Origin of the sequence: Actinophytocola sp., assembly GCF_036378875.1 — a bacterium.
Lineage (GTDB): Bacteria > Actinomycetota > Actinomycetes > Mycobacteriales > Pseudonocardiaceae > Actinophytocola.
The window spans coordinates 142,981-160,079 of sequence record NZ_DASUVO010000022.1 but is presented as its reverse complement, the minus strand read 5'-3'; the positions used below and the strand labels follow the sequence as shown (position 1 = coordinate 160,079).

Sequence of the window (17,099 nt, the reverse complement as noted above, 5' to 3'; positions counted from 1 at the left end):
GATGCGTTCAGGGCGCCGCGGATGTCTCGAAAGACGTGCTGATGTCGTTGAACCCAGACCCACCGATGGTCTTGGTGGCTCGGGGTGCGGCCCGGTGGACTCGCCGCGCGGTTTCGGCCGGCAGCCATGCCACGCACGAATGGCGCGTCCACATGCGGGCAATGTCTCGAAAGACGCGCTCATGTCGTTGAACGCCCCGATCGCGTCTTTCAGGACACCGGTTATGCCCCCAACGCGTCCTTCGCGACGCGGCACCCTGCGGGTGTGTCGAACTGCGAGTCTGGACCCGGTCAGCGGGATGAGCGGCGGCGGAAGGTGCGGGCGGCCAGTGTCGCGGCGAGCGCGGTGAAGGCCAGCCACCAGGCCAGGGCGATCCAGGCGCTGTCGCCGACCGGCAGGTCGAGGAGCAGTGCGCGGACCGCGTCGATGACCGGGGTCACCGGCTGGTTCTCGACGAAGAACCGCAGTCCCGCCGGCATGCTGTCCGCGGGCACCAGGGCGCTGCTGGCGTAGGGCAGGAAAACCATGATCATGCTGAGGCCGCTCGCCCCTTCGACGCTGCCGGCCACGATGCCCAACAGGACCGCCAGCCAGGAGATCCCGACCATGAACAGCAGCAGCAGGCCGAGCGCACCCAGCCATCCGCCGATGCCCGCGGTGGGGCGGAAGCCGACCACGAGGCCCAGACCGACGAGAATCACCGTGGACAGCAGGTTTCGCAGCACGCCGGCGACCATGTGTCCGATCAGGACGGCCTGGCCGAGCATCGGCATGGACCGGAACCGTTCGACGATGCCGTTCTGCAGGTCGGCCGCCACGCCGACGGCGGTCGACGTGGAGTTGAACGCGACGCTGATCACCAGGAGCCCGGCGATGAGGTAGTTCACGTAGACGACGTCACCGGTGTTGATGGCGCCACCGAACAGGTAGCGGAACAGCAGCAGCAGGATCACCGGCAGGGCGAGGACCTGGATGACCTGGTCCGGGTTGCGCAGGACGTGCCGCAGGTTGCGGCCGATCAGCACCAGGCAGTCGTTCAGCGCGAGCACGGGAGCGGACCGCGTTCCGGTCCGCGGTGCGAGGGTCTGGGTCATCGGGTTTCTCCGGAGGTCAGGGTGCGGAACACGTCGTCGAGCGTGGGCTGGGTGATGGCCATGCTGTGGACCGGGATGCCGGCCTGCGCGGTGCGTTCGAGCACCGCACGTACGTCGTCGACCGCGCCGATCGGGAGGCTGAGGGTGACGTCGTCGACGTCGCCGCCCAACAGCTCGCCGGCGCGGCGCACGTCGATCTCGTCGGTGAAGGTCAGCGTCAGCCGTTCGCTGCCGACCTGCTGCTTGAGCTCGTCCGGGGCGCCCTCGGCCACGATCCGCCCGCCGTTGATGACCGCGACCCGGTTGGCGAGGCTGTCGGCCTCGTCGAGGTACTGCGTGGTGAGCAGGATGGTGGTGCCGTCCGCGACCAGTTTGCGGATGAGCTCCCACATGGCCGTCCGGCTGGTCGGGTCGAGCCCGGTCGTCGGTTCGTCCAGGAACAGCACCGGCGGCGCGGTGATCAGGCTGGCCGCGATGTCCAGCCGGCGCCGCATGCCACCCGAGTAGGTGCGGACCTGGCGGTCCGCCGGCTCCACCAGATCGAACTGGTCGAGCAGCCCCTCGGCGCGTTGCCGCGCCTCAGCCTTGCCCAGGTGGAACAGCCTGGCCATCATCACCAGGTTCTCCCGCCCGGTCAGCAGCTCGTCGACCGCCGTGTCCTGTCCGGTGAGGCCGATCGCACCCCGGACCGCCCTGGGGTCGCGGGCGACGTCGTGCCCGTCGACCTGCACGGTGCCGCCGTCCGCGGTGAGCAGCGTGCTCAGGATCCGCACCAGCGTGGTCTTGCCGGCACCGTTCGGGCCGAGCAGCGCCAGCACGGTCCCGCGCTCGACACGCAGGTCCACCCCGGCCAGGACCACCGTGTCGCCGAAGGACTTGCGCACCCCCGACGCCTCAATCGCACAGCCAGTCATGAAACACCACCAATCGCCATCTTGATCAGTTCGTCGGGGTCCATCGAGTCGATCGACTCCCGTTCCTCTTCTTCACCGTCCGAATCGGACAGTGGGGTCGCGTGCACACCGGCCAGTTCGAGCAGGTGGTCCAGCAGCCCCGCCTCCCGCAGTCGTGACAGCGGGATCGACCCGATGGCGGCACGCATCTCGTCCTCGCCTGCGACCTCCTCGGCGCCGCCGTCCTCGCTCGCCGGGAACAGCTCGGCGGCGAGGTGGTCGGCGAGCACCCGGGGACTCGGGTAGTCGAAGATCAGGCTCGCCGGCAGCTTCAGGCCGGTGAGCAGGGTCAGCTTGTTGCGCAGGCCCATGGCCGACAGCGAGTCGAAGCCCACCTCGCTGAACGACCGGTCCGGCTCGATCTCGTCCGGACCCGCGAAGCCCAGCAGGGCGGCGGCCTGGGTACGTACCAGGTCGAGCAGCGCCGGCACCCGGCGACGCGGCGGCAGACCGGTCAGTCGCTCCAGCAGCGACCCGGACTCCTCCTGGTCCGCCCGGCGTGCGGCGGTTCGGACCAGCGCGCGGAACAGCGGGTGCAGGTCACCGCCGGCCTCGAGGGCCTCCATGGTCCTGATGTCCAGCCGGATCGGCACCAGCAGCGCGTCGCCGCGACCGGACGCCGCGTCGAGCAGTCCGAGGCCCTCACCGGTGGACAGCGCGCCGACGCCGGTGTCGGCGATCCGCTTGGTGTCGGCGGCGCCGAGCGCGCCGGCCATCCCGTCGCCCGCCCACATACCCCAGGCCAGGGAGGTCCCGACCAGTCCGGCGGCCCGCCGGTGCCCTGCCAACGCGTCGAGGAACGCGTTCGCGGCCGCGTAGGCACCCTGGCCTGGCGCGCCGAGCACACCGGCGGCCGAGGAGAACAGCACGAACGCGGACAGTTCGGCACCGGCGGTCAGCTCGTGCAGGTTCAGCGCGGCGTCCACTTTGGATCGCAGCACGGCGTCGACCCGGTCCGGGGTCAGCGAGGTGATCACCCCGTCGTCGAGCACCCCGGCGGCGTGCACCACCGCGCGCAACGGCCGGTCCCGCGGGATCGCCGCCAGCATCGCGGCGACCGCGTCCCGGTCGGCCAGGTCGCAGGCCACCAGTGACACCGAAGCACCCAGCTCGACCAGCTCGTCGCGCAGCGCGGCCGCGCCCGGTGCGTCGGCGCCCCGCCGGCTCGCCAGCAGCACGTGCCGCACGCCGTGCTGGCCGGCGAGGTGGCGGGCGACCGAGCTGCCGAGCGCTCCGGTGCCGCCGGTGATGAGCACGGTGCCGTCCGGTTCCCACGGCGCCGCAGCGGGAGTGGGCGGGACTCGGACCAGCCGCGGCACCCGGACGACGCCCGCCCGCAGCGCGGCGTGCGGCTCACCGGAGCGCACCACGGCCGGCAGGAGGGCCGGCGTTGGGTCGTCGGGATCCAGATCGACCAGGGTGATGCGGTCCGGGTGCTCGGCCTGGGCCGAACGCACCAGCCCGGACACCGCCGCCCCGGCGAGGTCACGCGGGTCCTCGCCGGCGCACGAGACCGCTCCTCTGGTCACGACGACCAGCCGGCTTTCGGCGAACCGTTCGTCGGCGAGCCAGGACCGCAGGATGTCGAGCACCCGGTGGATCTCCTCGCGTACCGGGCCGCCGGTCGGCACGACCAGCGTGTCGCCCGGCTCGACCTCGTGGACGACCCGGGCGCCGAGCGTTTCGGCCAGCCCCCAGCGGTCCCCTAGCACGGCCCACTCACCGGCGGGTTTCTCAGCGTCCATGTCGGACTGCTGCCAGTCGACCCGGAACAACGCGTCGGTGGCGGCCGGGGCGGTGGCCGGCCGGGTCACCGCGGACATCGGCCGCAGCACCAGTGAGTCGACCGACACGACCGGCCGTCCGGTCGCGTCGGCGACATCCAGCGCGACCACCCCGACCCCGGTGGGCCGGACGTGCACACGCAGCCCGGTCGCGCCGTGGGCGTGCAGTTCCACGCCTTCCCAGGAGAACGGCAGCGCCCGCTCCTCGCCGGCGGCGCCGCTGAGCCCGATCGCGTGGAGCGCGGCGTCCAGGAGCGCGGGATGGATGCCGAACCCGTCCACGTCCGCCCGTGCCTCCTGCGGCAGGTCCACCTCGGCGAAGGTCTCCCCGGCCCGTGTCCACAGTGTCCGCATCCCGCGGAAGGCCGGTCCGTAACGCAGTCCTTCCTCGGCGAGGTCGGCGTACATGCCGTCCAGCGACACGGTTTCAGCGCCGGCGGGCGGCCACTCGGTCAGGTCGAACGGCGTGTTCCGCTGAGGGCCGGGGGCCAGCACGCCGGTCGCGTGCCGGATCCACGGGGCTGTGCCCTCGACGTGCGAGTGCACGGTGAAGCGGCGGGTGCCGTGCTCGTCCGGCGCGCTCACCGCGAGCTGCACCCGCACCCCGTCACGCGGGGGCAGGACCAGCGGCGCCTCGATGGTCAGCTCCTCGACACGCGGACAGCCCACCTGGTCGCCGGCACGAACGGCCATCTCCACGAACCCGGTGCCGGGGAACAGTGCCGCGCCACCGACGACGTGGTCGGCGAGCCACGGGTGTGTTCCGACGGAGAACCGGCCAGTGAACAGCAGTCCGCCGGCGTCGGCGAGTTCGGTAGCCGCGCCGAGCAGCGGGTGCTCGGCGGCGGCGCCCGGGCCGGCGCTCTCCAGCCAGTACCGCTGGCGCTGGAACGCGTAGGTGGGCAGGTCCACGATCCGCCCGCCGCTCCCGGCGAGCACCGCGTCCCAGTCCGGCGACGCGCCGTCGACGTGCAGCCGGGCGAGCGCGGTCAGCAGCGCGCGGTCCTCAGGCACGTCCTTGCGCAGCACCGGGGTCAGCACGGCGGCGCCCGCCCGCTCGGCCAGGCACTCCTGCGCCAGCGCGGTCAGCGTCGCGTCCGGGCCCACCTCGACGAACCGGGTCACGCCCTCGCCGTCGAGGTCCTCGACCGCGTCGTGGAAGCGGACCGCCGCACGGACGTGGCGGACCCAGTACTCCGGCGAGGTCAGCTCCGCGGACCGGTCACCGGTCACTGTGGACACGATCGGGATGTGTGGGGCGTGGTAGGTCAAACCCGACGCCACGGCACGGAACTCGGCGAGCATCGGCTCCATCAGTGGGGAGTGGAACGCGTGCGACACCCGCAACCGCTTCGTCCTCACGAAACGGGCGGCGACCGCGAGCACCGCGTCCTCGTCGCCGGAGACCACCACCGACTCCGGACCGTTCACCGCGGCGACGTCCACACGCCCGTCCAACAACGGCCGAACCTCGTTCTCGCCCGCGGCGATCGCCACCATGGCCCCACCGGCGGGCAACGCCTGTATCAACCGGCCCCGCGCCGCCACCAGCACACACGCGTCCGAAAGGGACAGCACACCGGCGACGTGGGCCGCGGCCAGCTCACCGATCGAGTGGCCGGCAAGGAAGTCGGGCACGACGCGCCAGGACGCCAGCAACCGGAACAACGCCACCTCGACGGCGAACAGCGCCGGCTGGGTGTACTGGGTCTGGTCCAGCTCGGCCCCGCCGATCACCTCACGGATCGGTCTGTCGAGGTGGCGGTCCAGCTCGGCGCACACCTCGTCGAACGCCAAGGCGAACGCGGGATACCGCTGGTACAGCTCGGTTCCCATGCCGACCCGTTGCGCGCCCTGACCGGAGAACAGGAACGCGGTCCGCCCGCCGGTCCGAGCGACGCCCGTCACCAGACCGGGCACGTCCTCGCCGTCGACCAGGGCCGCCAGCCCACGCAGCATCTCCGGCCAGCGGGCGCCGATCACGATCGCACGGTGTTCGAGCCGCGCCCGGGACGTCGCCAGCGAGACACCGACGTCCTCGAGCCCGTGGGGTTCGTCGTCCATGTAGGACATCAGCCGTTCGGCCTGGGCGGCGAGGGCCGCCCGGCCGCGTCCGGAGATCAGCCACGGGACAGGGCCGCCGGCAGGCTCGGGGTCGGGTTCCGGTTCGGTCTGCGCCGGCAACTCCAGCACCACGTGTGCGTTGGTGCCGCTGACGCCGAACGAGGACACCCCGGCGCGGCGCGGGTGGCCGGTGTCCGGCCAGGGCCGCGCCTCCGTCAGTAGCCGCACGGTGCCGGCCGACCAGTCGGTCTCGGTCGACGGCTGGTCGACGTGCAGGGTGCGCGGCAGCTCGCCGTGGCGCATGGCCTGCACCATCTTGATCACGCCGGCGACGCCGGCCGCGGCCTGGGTGTGACCGAGGTTGGACTTGAGCGAACCGATCCACAGTGGACGATCGGCCTGACCGTAGGTGGCCATGAGCGCCTGCGCCTCGATCGGGTCACCGAGCCTCGTGCCGGTGCCGTGTGCCTCCACGGCGTCCACATCGGACACGTCGAGGCCCGCGTTGGCCAGTGCCTGCCGGATCACCCGCTGTTGGGCGGGTCCGTTCGGCGCGGTGAGGCCGTTCGAGGTGCCGTCCTGGTTGATCGCGCTGCCCCGCAGCACCGCGAGCACCCGGTGCCCGTTGCGCCGCGCGTCCGACAGCCGTTCGAGGACGACCATCCCGACGCCCTCGGACCACGCGGTCCCGTCGGCGTCGGCGGAGAACGCCTTGCAGCGGCCGTCCGGGGCGAGACCGCGCTGTCGGCTGAACTCCACGAACGTCTCCGGGGTGGCCATCACGGTCACCCCGCCGGCGAGCGCGAGCGTGCAGTCGCCCTGCCGCAACGCGTTGGCCGCCCAGTGGATGGCCACCAGCGAGGAGGAGCACGCGGTGTCCACGCTGACGGCCGGTCCCTCCAGGCCGAGGCTGTACGCCACGCGCCCGGTGACGATCGATCCGGCGCTGCTGGCGGCGACGTAGTCGTGGTACTGCACGCCGGCGTACACCGCGGTCGGGCTGCCCTTCAACGACAGCGGGTCGATCCCGGCCCGTTCCAGCGCCTCCCAGGAGGTCTCCAGCAGCAGCCGCTGCTGCGGGTCGATCAGCGGTGCCTCCTTGGGCGAGACGCCGAAGAAGGCGGGGTCGAACTCGCCAGCGTCGTACAGGAACCCGCCCTCGCGGACGTAGGTGGTGCCCGGCCGCGTGCCGGTCGCGTCGAACATCCCGGCCACGTCCCAGCCGCGGTCGGTGGGGAACTCGCCGATCGCGTCGGTCCCGTCGGCGACCAGCCGCCAGAGATCCTCGGGCGAGCGGACACCGCCGGGCAGGCGGCAGGCCATGCCCACGATCGCGATCGGCTCGTCGCCACCGGTGGCCCGGACCACGGGCTCTGCATTGGCGGTGCCGGCCAGTTCGGCGAGCACGTGGTCGGCGAGCGCCGCCGAGGTCGGGTAGTCGAAGATCGTGGTGGTCGGCAGTCGGAGCCCGGTGGCGGCGCCGAGCCGGTTGCGCAGCTCGACCGCGGTCAGCGAGTCGAAGCCGAGTTGCTGGAACTCCACGGCCGGACCGATCTCCTCGGCCGAGCCGTAGCCCAGCACCGCCGCGGCGTGCGTGCGCACCACGTCCAGCACGGCGGCCCGACGCTCCGCCTCCGGCACGCCGGCCAGGAACCCGCTGGCAGGCTCCGGGACGCGGGACGGTGTGGTGCCGGCGAGCGCGAGCAGTGGCCGGGGCACGCCGGCGGGGTCCTTTCGTAGCGCGCCCGCGTCGACACGGACGCCGACCACGACGGGTTCCGGCGAGCCGAGCGCGGCGTCGAACCGGGCCAGGCCCTCCTCGGTGGTCAGCGGCACGAGGCCGGTGGCGGCGATGCGGGCGACGTCGGCCTCGTCCAGCCGGCCGCCCATCCCGCCGGCCTCGCCCCACAGTCCCCACGCGACGGACAGGGCGGGCAAGCCGAGGCCGCGCCGGTGCGTGGCGAGGGCGTCGAGGAAGGCGTTGGCCGCGGCGTAGTTGCCCTGTCCCGGTGCACCGAGCACGCCGGAGACCGAGGAGAACAGCACGAACGCGGCGAGGTCGGCGTCGCGGGTCAGCTCGTGCAGGTTCAGCGCGCCGTCGACCTTGGGGCACAGCACGGTGTCGAGCCGTTCGGGGGTGAGCGCGGTCAGCACGCCGTCGTCCAGGACACCCGCGGCGTGCACCACGGCGGTCAGCGGGTGCCGGGCCGGGATCGCGGACAGCGCCCTGGCCAGCGCGTAGCGGTTGGCCACGTCACAGGCCGTGGCGCGGACCTTCGCGCCGAGCCGGGTCAGCTCACGGGCGAGCCTGTCGACGCTCCTGCGTCCACCGCGGCTGAGCAGCAGCAGGTTCCTGACGCCGTGGGCGGTCACCAGGTGCCGGGCCAGCACACCGCCGAGCGCGCCGGACGCGCCGGTGATCAGCACGGTGCCCTCGGGATCGAGAGCCGGGGCCGGCTCCGCGGCGGCGTACCGGGCGAGCCGGGCGGCGTGCGGGACACCGCCACGCACCACGACCTGCGGTTCGCCTGAGGCGAGCACCGCGGGCAACACCGCGGCCACGTCGGTGTCCTCGTCGGTGTCCTCGTTGATGTCCAGCAGCACGAACCGGTCGGGGTGCTCGGTCTGTGCCGAGCGCACCAGGCCCCACACGGCCGCCCCGGCGAGGTCGGTCACGTGCTCGCCGACCGCGCCACGGGTCACGATCACGAGTCGGGTCGTGGTGTCGGTCGACAACCGGGTCTGCATCGCGTCCAGCACCTGGTGCGTGGCCGCCCGGACCGCGGCGGAGTCGGTGCCGCCCGGGCAGGTCAGCACGTCCGCGGGCGCGGGGTCCGCCGGCCCGGCCGGGATGGGACGCCACTCCAGCCGGTACAGCGGCGCGGCGACTCCCGCCGGGGGTGTGAACGGGCGGAACACCGCCGACTCGATGGAGGCCACCGGGGCGCCGGCGGCGTCGGCGAGGTCGAGCGTGTAGCCGTCGGCACCGGACGGGGCCAGCCGCACCCGCAGCGCCGCCGCCCCGCCGGCTCGCAGCTCCACACCGGACCAGGTGAACGGCACGCGTCCGACGCCGCCCGCGCCAACACGCAGGGCGTGGGTGGCGGCGTCCAGAGCCGCCGGGTGCAGGCCGAACCGGTCGGCCTCGTGCGGTACGTCGTCCGGCAGGCGCACCTCGGCGAAGATCTCGGCATTGTCGTCACCGCCGCGCCGCCACACCGCTCGCAGCGCACGGAAAGCGGGGCCGTAGGTCAGGCCGGTGTCGGCGAACTCCTCGTACAGCCCGTCCACCGGAACCGGCTCGGCGCCGGGCGGCGGCCACTCGGCGAGGTCGATCCCGGCCCGGCCCGACCCGCTCACCACGGACGCGGTCGCGTGTCGGGTCCACTCGGCGTCCGGGTCGTCCTCCGGCTTCGAGTGCACGGTGACCGCACGCCCACCGGCGGAGTCCGCGGCACCCACCGTGACCTGCACCCGCACCCCGCTGTGCTCGGGCAGGACGAGTGGGCTCGCCAGGGTCAGCTCGTGCAGGCGGGGACAGCCGGCCTGCATGCCGGCCTGGATCGCCAGCTCGACGAACGCGGTTCCCGGCACCACCACCGTGTCGCCGAGCCGGTGGTCGGCGAGCCATGGCTGCTGCGCGACCGAGAGCCGGCCGGTGAGCACGACGTGATCGGACTCGGCCAGCGTGACGGCCGCGCCCAGCAACGGATGTCCGGCGGAGTCCAGGCCGGCGGCACGCACCCCGTCCTGTCCCGGCTGACGCGGCAGCCAGTAGGTCCGGCGCTGGAACGGGTAGGTCGGCAGCGGCACGCGGCGAGCACCCCGTCCCGCGAACACGCCGGCCCAGTCCGGGTCGACACCGCTGACATACAGCCGCGCCAGCGCGGTGATCACCGACCGGGGTTCGGGCCTCTCCTTGGGAAGCAAGGAAACCACGGTCGGTCCGTCCGCGAGGTACTGGCGGGTCAGCCCGGCCAGCACGGCGCCAGGACCGACCTCGACGAACCGGGTCGCCCCGGCCTCGTGCAGCGCCGTCAGTCCATCGTGGAAGCGCACCGCCTCACGAACGTGCCGGACCCAGTACTCGGCGCCGCACAGGCCCCGAGCGGGTCCACCGGTCACATTGGACAGAATGGGAACGCTGGGCTCGTGGTAGGTCAGTTCCTTCGCGACGCGCTCGAACTCGGCGAGCATGTCGTCCATGCGGTGCGAGTGGAAGGCGTGCGAGACCCGCAGCCGCGTGGCCTTCGGGAAGCGGGCCGCGAGCGCGAGCACGGCGTCCTCGTCGCCGGACAGCACGACCGACGTGGGGCCGTTGACCGCGGCGATGTCGACCCGTTCACCCAGCAGCGGGCGCACGTCCTCCTCGGTGGCCTGTACGGCGACCATCGCCCCGCCGTCCGGCAGCGCGTCCATCAGCGTGGCGCGGGCGGCGACGAGGGTGCAGGCGTCGTCCAGCGACAGCACGCCGGCGACGTGTGCGGCGACGAGTTCGCCGATGGAGTGGCCCAGCAGCAGGTCCGGCCGCACGCCCCAGGACTCCAGCAACCGGAACAACGCGACCTCGACGGCGAACAGCGCCGGCTGCGCGTAGGCGGTGCGGTCCAACAGCGCGGGCTCACCGAAGCAGACTGCCTTGAGTGGACGGTCGAGCCGGCCGTCGAACCGGGCGCACACGGCGTCGAACGCCTCGGCGAAGACCGGGAACGCGGCGCACAACTCCTGGCCCATGCCGGCGCGCTGCGAACCCTGGCCGGAGAACAGGAACGCGGTCAGCCCCTCGGCGGCGGACCCGAGCAGCACGCTCGGATCGTCGACACCGGCGTGGAGCGTGTCCAGTCCCACGGCGGCGGACTCGGGACCGTCCGCCAGCACCACCGCCCGTTCCGGTAGCGGCGACCGGGTCGTGGCGAGCGAGTAACCGAGATCGAGCACCGATCCGTCCACAGCGGACTTGAGGTCACCGGCCAGCGCACGTAACGCACGCGGATCCTTGGCGGCGATCGGCAGCGGGACAGTGCATGACCAGTCCGGTTCCCCGGCGGGGTCGACCGGCGCCGGTTCGGCCTGTTCGATGATCACGTGCGCGTTGGTGCCGCTGACGCCGAACGAGGACACCCCGGCGCGGCGCGGATGGCCGGTTTCCGGCCAGGGCCGGGCGTCGGTCAGCAGCCGGACGTCGCCGGCCGTCCAGTCGACCTCCGTGGTCGGTTCGGTCACGTGCAGCGTTTTGGGCAGCAGGCCGTGCCGGATGGCCTGCACCATCTTGATCACACCGCCGATCCCGGCGGCGGCCTGGGCGTGACCGATGTTCGACTTGAACGAGCCGAGCCACAGTGGACGGTCACGTTCCTGGCCGTAGGTGGCGATGAGAGCGGACGCCTCGATCGGGTCGCCGAGCGTGGTGCCGGTCCCGTGCCCTTCGACGGCGTCGACCTCGGCAGCGGCGAGCCCGGCGTCGGCGAGGGCATGCCAGATCACGCGCTGCTGCGACAGGCCGTTCGGGGCGGTCAGGCCGTTGGACGCGCCGTCGGAGTTGATCGCGGAGCCGCGCACGACCGCGAGCACCGGGTGGCCGTTGCGCCGGGCGTCGGAGAGCCGCTCGACGAGGACCGTGCCGGCGCCCTCGGCCCAGCCGGTGCCGTCCGCCGCCGAGGAGAACGCCTTGCACCGGCCGTCGGACGCGAGGCCGCGCTGGCGGTGGAACGCCAGGAACGGGCCCGGCCGCGACATCACCATCACGCCGCCGGCGAGAGCCATCGCGCACTCGCCCCGCCGCACGGCCTGGACGGCCAGGTGGAGCGCGACGAGCGAGGATGAGCACGCCGAGTCGATGGTGACCGCCGGTCCCTCGAGGCCGAGCGCGTAGGCCACGCGGCCGGAGATGACCGAGCCGGCGTTGCCCGTGCTGAGGTAGTCCTCGACCACCCCGGACGCGACAGAGGGCGGCAGGTCGTCGTAGTAGTCCTGTCCCCCGCTGCCGATGAACACCCCGACCTGCTTCTCGCGCATGGTGTGCGGCGCGATCCCGGCCCGCTCGAAGGTCTCCCAGGCCAGCTCCAGCACCAGCCGCTGCTGGGGGTCCATGGTCAGCGCCTCGCGTGGCGAGACGTGGAAGAACGCGGCGTCGAACTCCCCCGCGTCGTGCAGGAACCCACCCTCACGCACGAACGTGGTGCCGGGGTTGTCCGGGTCGGCGTCGAAGCGCGTGTCGATGTCCCAGCCGCGGTTGGTCGGGAACGGACCGACCGCGTCCACCTCGCCGGCCACCAGGTCCCACAGGTCCTCGGGTGTGCGGACGCCGCCGGGGTAGCGGCAGCCCATCGCCACGATGGCGACCGGCTCATCATCGCGTTGCTCGGCCTCGCGCAGCCGCTCCCGGGTCTGGTGCAGATCCGCGGTGACGCGCCGGAGGTACTCGACGAGCTTTTCTTCGTTCGCCATCATTCAGCCTCTGGTCAGCTCGTTGTCGATCAGGTTGAAGAGATCCTCGGCCGAGGCCGTTCGCAGCTGGTCGGTCACCGTCGTCGTCCCGAGCCTCTCGTCCACTGTGGACAGCAGGGCACGCAGCCGGGCGGCCACCCTGCCGCTCTCGATCTCCGCCCGCGGCAGCGCGGAAAGGCGGGCGTGCAGCCGGTCCAGCTCGGCGGCGAGCGGCACGGCGGTGTCCGCGTCCGCGCAGAGCCGGGTCCACAGGTGCCCGGCGAGGGCGGTGGCGGTGGCGTGGTCGAACACCACCGTGGCCACCAGTTTCAGCCCGGTCGCCGTGGCGAGCCGGTTGCGCAGGTCGACGGCGGTCACCGAGTCGAACCCGAGCTCCTTGAACGCACGGCCTGTCTCGACCGCGGCGGCCTCGTCGTAGCCGAGCACGGCGGCGACGTGCGTGCGCACCAGGTCCAGCAGGAGACGGCGCTGCTCGGCCTCGGTCAGCTCGGCGAGCTGGGCCGTGATTCCGCTGGCCAAGAGCGTTTCGGTCTCCTCGGCAGGCGGGACGGCCTCGGGTAGTGCCCGCAGCAACGGGCGGGTCCTGGCGAGCGTGTACACCGGCGTGAACCGGGCCCATTCGATGTCCGCCACCACGAGGTGGCTCTCGTCGTTCGCGAGTGCCTGACCGAGTGCCTCGACGGCGAGTGCCGGGTCCATGTCGGACAGTCCGAGCCTGCGCAGGGCCGCGCCCGCCTCGCCGCCGGCCATGCCGCCGCCACCCCATGCGCCCCAGGCGATCGCGGTGGCGGTCAGTCCCCGGGCCCGGCGGTGCTGGGCGAGGGCGTCCAGGTAGGCGTTGGCGGTGGCGTAGGCCGCCCGGCCCGCCGTGCCCCACACCGAGGCGCCCGAGGAGAACAGCACGAAGGCGTCCAGTGGTGTCTCGGCAAGCAGGCGATCGAGGTGTGCCGCACCGGTGACCTTGGCCCGTGTGGCGGCCGCGAACTCCGCCATCGTGGTCTCGGTCAGCGGTTTCCCGTCGGGCAGCTCACCCGCGGCATGCACGACCGCTGTCAGTGGCAGTTCGGGCGGGACCGTGTCGAGGACGCGGCGCAGCGCCGCCGCGTCGGACATGTCGCAGGACTCGATCGTCACTCGGGCACCGGCGTCGGCCAACTCTGCCGCCAGTTCGTCGGCCCCGAGCGCGTCCCGGCCACTGCGGCTGGTCAGCAGGATGTGTTCGGCCCCGGCCCTGGCCAGCCAGCGTGCGACGTGGGCGCCGACCGCGCCCGTGCCGCCGGTGACCAGCACGGTACCGCGCGGTCGCCAGGGAGTGTGCGACCGGGCCGCGGCACGCACCATGCGCCGGGCGAACACGCCGGAGGGCCGGACCGCCACCTGGTCCTCACCGTCCACCCCGGACAGCAGAGCGCACAGGCGATCGAGTGTGCCGGGGTCGGTGGCATCGGCCAGGTCGACCATGCCGCCCCAGGTGTCCGGGTGGTCGAGCGCGAGCACGGTGCCCGTCCCCCACAGCGAGCCGGAGATCGGGTCGACGTCCTCGAACCGATCGACCGCGACCGCGCCGCGGGTGACGCACCAGAGCGGCGCGCTGATCCCGGCGTCGTGTGCCGCCTGCACAAGGGTGACCGTGCCGGCGATGGCTGGTGAGTCGGTCTCGGACTGGGCGCGTTCGTCCAGTGCCAGCAGGGAAACCACGCCGGTGAGACCCGAGGACAGGTCGCGCAGGGTGTCCGTGAGTTCGGCCCGGTCCGTGCCGTCCACCTCGACCAGGTGCACGTCGGCGCCACGCTCGGCGAGACCCGCCGCGACCGTGACGGCCGCGGTCGAGTTCGGTGGCATGGCGACCAGCCAGGTGCCGGTCAGCCGGCCCGCCGGCACGCCGGTCAGCGGCACCCAGGTCACCCGGTACCGCCAGGAGTCCACAGTGGTCATCCGGGTCCGCTCGCCGCGCCAGGTCGACAGCGCGGGCACGATCTCCCGCAACGGCGCGTCGTCAACACCCAGCCGCCTCGCCAGCGCCTCGACGTCCCCGCGCTCGACGTCCGCCCAGAAGTCCCGGTCCGCCGGGTCCCCGACAACGGCCTCGGGTGGGCGGTCGAGCCAGAACCGCTTGCGCTGGAAGGGATAGGTGGGCAGGTCGACCAGCGTGCCGCCGGCGCAGAAGGCCGTCCAGTCCGGGGAGACACCCCGCACGTGCAGCTCGGCGGCCGAGGCGACGAACCGGTCCATGCCGCCTTCGTCGCGACGCAGGGTCCCGACGACCACCGCCTCGTGCCCGGCCTCGTCCAGCGTCTCCTGGATGCTCATGGCCACGACGGGATGTGGGCTCACCTCGACGAACGCCGCGTAGCCCCGGGCCGTCAGGTCCCGGACGACGGGTGCGAACCGGACGGTCCGCCGGAGGTTCTCGAACCAGTACCGGGCGTCCATCTCGCCGCCGGACACCCAGGCGCCGGTCACCGACGACAGCATCGGCACCGCACCGTCGCGGGGCATGATCGGCGCCAGGTCGACGAGCAAGCGGTCGCGCAGGTCGTCCACATGGGCCGAGTGCGAGGCGTAGTCCACCGGCACCCGCTTGACTCGAACGTCCTCGGCGGCGAGCAGTGTGGCCAGGTCGTCGAGTGCGTCGCCGTCGCCGGACACCACGACCGAGCGGGCGCCGTTGTCGGCCGCGATCGAGACACCCGTGGGCAGCCGCCCGGCCACCCGGTCTGCCGGCAGCCCCACGGCCAGCATGCCGCCGCCCCGGCCGCCGAGCACCTCGCGGATCGCCTTGCTGCGCAGGGCGACGACCCGCGCGCCGTCGTCGAGCGACAGCACACCCGCGACGCACGCGGCGGCGATCTCCCCCTGGGAGTGCCCGATCACCGCGTCCGGATGAACGCCGTGGGCACACCAGTGTGCCGCCAGCGACACCATCATCGCCCACAGCACCGGTTGTATGACGTCCACGGACAGCACGTCGGGCGCCTCCCGCAGTACCGCGGCGAGCGACCAGTCCACAAAGGGCGCCAGAGCTTTCTCGCAGTCGGCGAGGCTTTCGGCGAACACGGTGGACTCGGTCCGCAGCGCGGTGGCCATCCCAGCCCACTGGGACCCCTGGCCGGGGAAGACGAACGCCGTTCGGCCGCGGAGATCGGCCAGGCCGGTCACCACACCGGGCGCGGTGTCCCCCTCGGCCAGGCTTCGCAGGCGGGTGCGCAGCTCAGCGGGGTCCCGGCCGATCACGACCGCCCGGTGCGCGAAGGTCGACCGGCTGGTGGCCAGGGAGAACGCCATGTCGACCGGCTGCCCGTCACACCGTTCCGCGAGGCGGGCCGCGGACTCCCGCAGCGCTTCGGGGCTTTTCGCGGACAGCACGAGCGGAACGGCGGTGTCCGGCCGGTCCGCCTCGCTCGCGGGCCGCGCCGGCGCCTGCTCGATGATCACGTGTGCGTTGGTGCCGCTGATCCCGAACGAGGACACGGCGGCCCGGCGCGGCCGGTCGACCTCCGGCCAGTCCCGCGCCTCGGTCAGGAGCCGTACCGCACCGGCCGACCAGTCCACCTTGCTCGTGGGCCGGTCCACATGCAGTGTCCTGGGTAGCGTGCCGTGCTGGACGGCCTGCACCATCTTGATCACGCCGGCGACACCTGCCGCGGCCTGTGGGTGACCCAGGTTCGACTTGATCGAGCCCAGCCAGAGCGGGTGGTCCGCCGTGCGCCGGCCGTAGGTGGACAGCAGGGCCTGTGCCTCGATCGGGTCGCCGAGCGCGGTGCCGGTGCCGTGTGCGTCCACGGCGTCCACATCGGACGGTGTGAGGCCGGCCGTGGCGAGCGCCTGTTCGATCACCCGGACCTGGGACGGGCCGTTGGGTGCGGTGATGCCGTTGCTGGCGCCGTCGGAGTTCACCGCGGAGCCACGCACGACGGCGAGTATCCGGTGCCCGTTGCGTTCCGCGTCGGACAGCCGTTCCAGCACGAGCACGCCGACGCCCTCGGACCACGCCGTTCCGTCGGCGTCGTCGGAGAACGACTTGCAGCGCCCGTCCGGCGCGAGTCCACGCTGGCGGCTGAAGTCGACGAACAGCTCCGGTGTGCCCATCACGGCGACACCGCCGGCGAGGGCCAGCGTGCAGTCGCCGGCACGCAGGGCACGCGTCGCCAGGTGCATCGCGACCAGCGAGGAGGAGCACGCCGTGTCGACTGTGACGGCCGGGCCCTCCAGTCCGAGGCTGTAGGCGACCTGGCCGGAGACCAGGCTCCCGCCGGGGCTGCCGCCTCCGCCGTAGTCGTGGTACATCAGGCCGGCGAAGACTCCGGTGGGGCTGCCGTGCAGGGACTCGGGGTCCAGACCCGCGCGTTCGATGGCCTCCCAGGAGGCTTCGAGGAGAAGCCGCTGCTGTGGGTCGGCCCGGCGTGCCTCGTTCGGGCTGATCCCGAAGAAGGACGCGTCGAACTCGGCCGCGTCGTACAGGAACCCGCCGCGCCGGACGTAGGTCTTGCCCGGCTGGTCGGGTTCGGGGTCGTACAGCGCCTCGACGTCCCAGCCGCGGTCGGCCGGGAACTCGCCGATCGCGTCGCGGCCTTCGTCGACGAACCGCCAGAGTGCTTCCGGCGAGTCGATCCCGCCCGGGTACCGGCAGCTCATCCCGATGATCGCGATCGGTTCGGCCTCGAGTTCCCGCACCCGGCGCTTGGCCTGCCGAAGGTCCGCCGTCGCACGCTTGAGGTAGTCGCGCAGTCTGTCGTCGTCCGCCATCGCCCGCCCGT

The 17,099-nt window shown here is 73.0% G+C and carries 4 protein-coding genes; all 4 read right to left on the bottom strand.

From position 1 onward, the window contains the following. Window positions 1–290: 290 nt before the first annotated feature. The 4 genes from VF106_RS06545 to VF106_RS06530 are packed head-to-tail and all read right to left on the bottom strand — an operon-like array spanning window position 291 to window position 17,088. Window positions 291–1,094, bottom strand: a complete 804-nt coding sequence (locus VF106_RS06545; protein ID WP_330838661.1) for an ABC transporter permease — start codon at window positions 1,092–1,094, stop codon at window positions 291–293. Further along, window positions 1,091–2,008, bottom strand: a complete 918-nt coding sequence (locus VF106_RS06540; protein WP_330838660.1) for an efflux ABC transporter ATPase subunit, DrrA-related — start codon at window positions 2,006–2,008, stop codon at window positions 1,091–1,093. Before VF106_RS06540 ends, VF106_RS06545 begins: the two co-directional genes overlap by 4 nt. Then, window positions 2,005–12,342, bottom strand: a complete 10,338-nt coding sequence (locus tag VF106_RS06535; RefSeq protein ID WP_330838659.1) for an SDR family NAD(P)-dependent oxidoreductase — start codon at window positions 12,340–12,342, stop codon at window positions 2,005–2,007. Before VF106_RS06535 ends, VF106_RS06540 begins: the two co-directional genes overlap by 4 nt. Window positions 12,343–12,345: 3 nt before the next feature. Continuing rightward, complete coding sequence (locus tag VF106_RS06530; RefSeq protein WP_330838658.1) at window positions 12,346–17,088, bottom strand: type I polyketide synthase; 4,743 nt, start codon at window positions 17,086–17,088, stop codon at window positions 12,346–12,348. Window positions 17,089–17,099 lie beyond the last annotated feature (11 nt).

Coding starts and splice junctions, on each gene's coding strand:
- VF106_RS06540 (WP_330838660.1), bottom strand. CDS start 2,008: ATGACTGGCTGTGCGATTGAGGCGTCGGGGGTGCGCAAGTCCTTCGGC.
- VF106_RS06535 (WP_330838659.1), bottom strand. CDS start 12,342: ATGGCGAACGAAGAAAAGCTCGTCGAGTACCTCCGGCGCGTCACCGCG.
- VF106_RS06545 (WP_330838661.1), bottom strand. CDS start 1,094: ATGACCCAGACCCTCGCACCGCGGACCGGAACGCGGTCCGCTCCCGTG.
- VF106_RS06530 (WP_330838658.1), bottom strand. CDS start 17,088: ATGGCGGACGACGACAGACTGCGCGACTACCTCAAGCGTGCGACGGCG.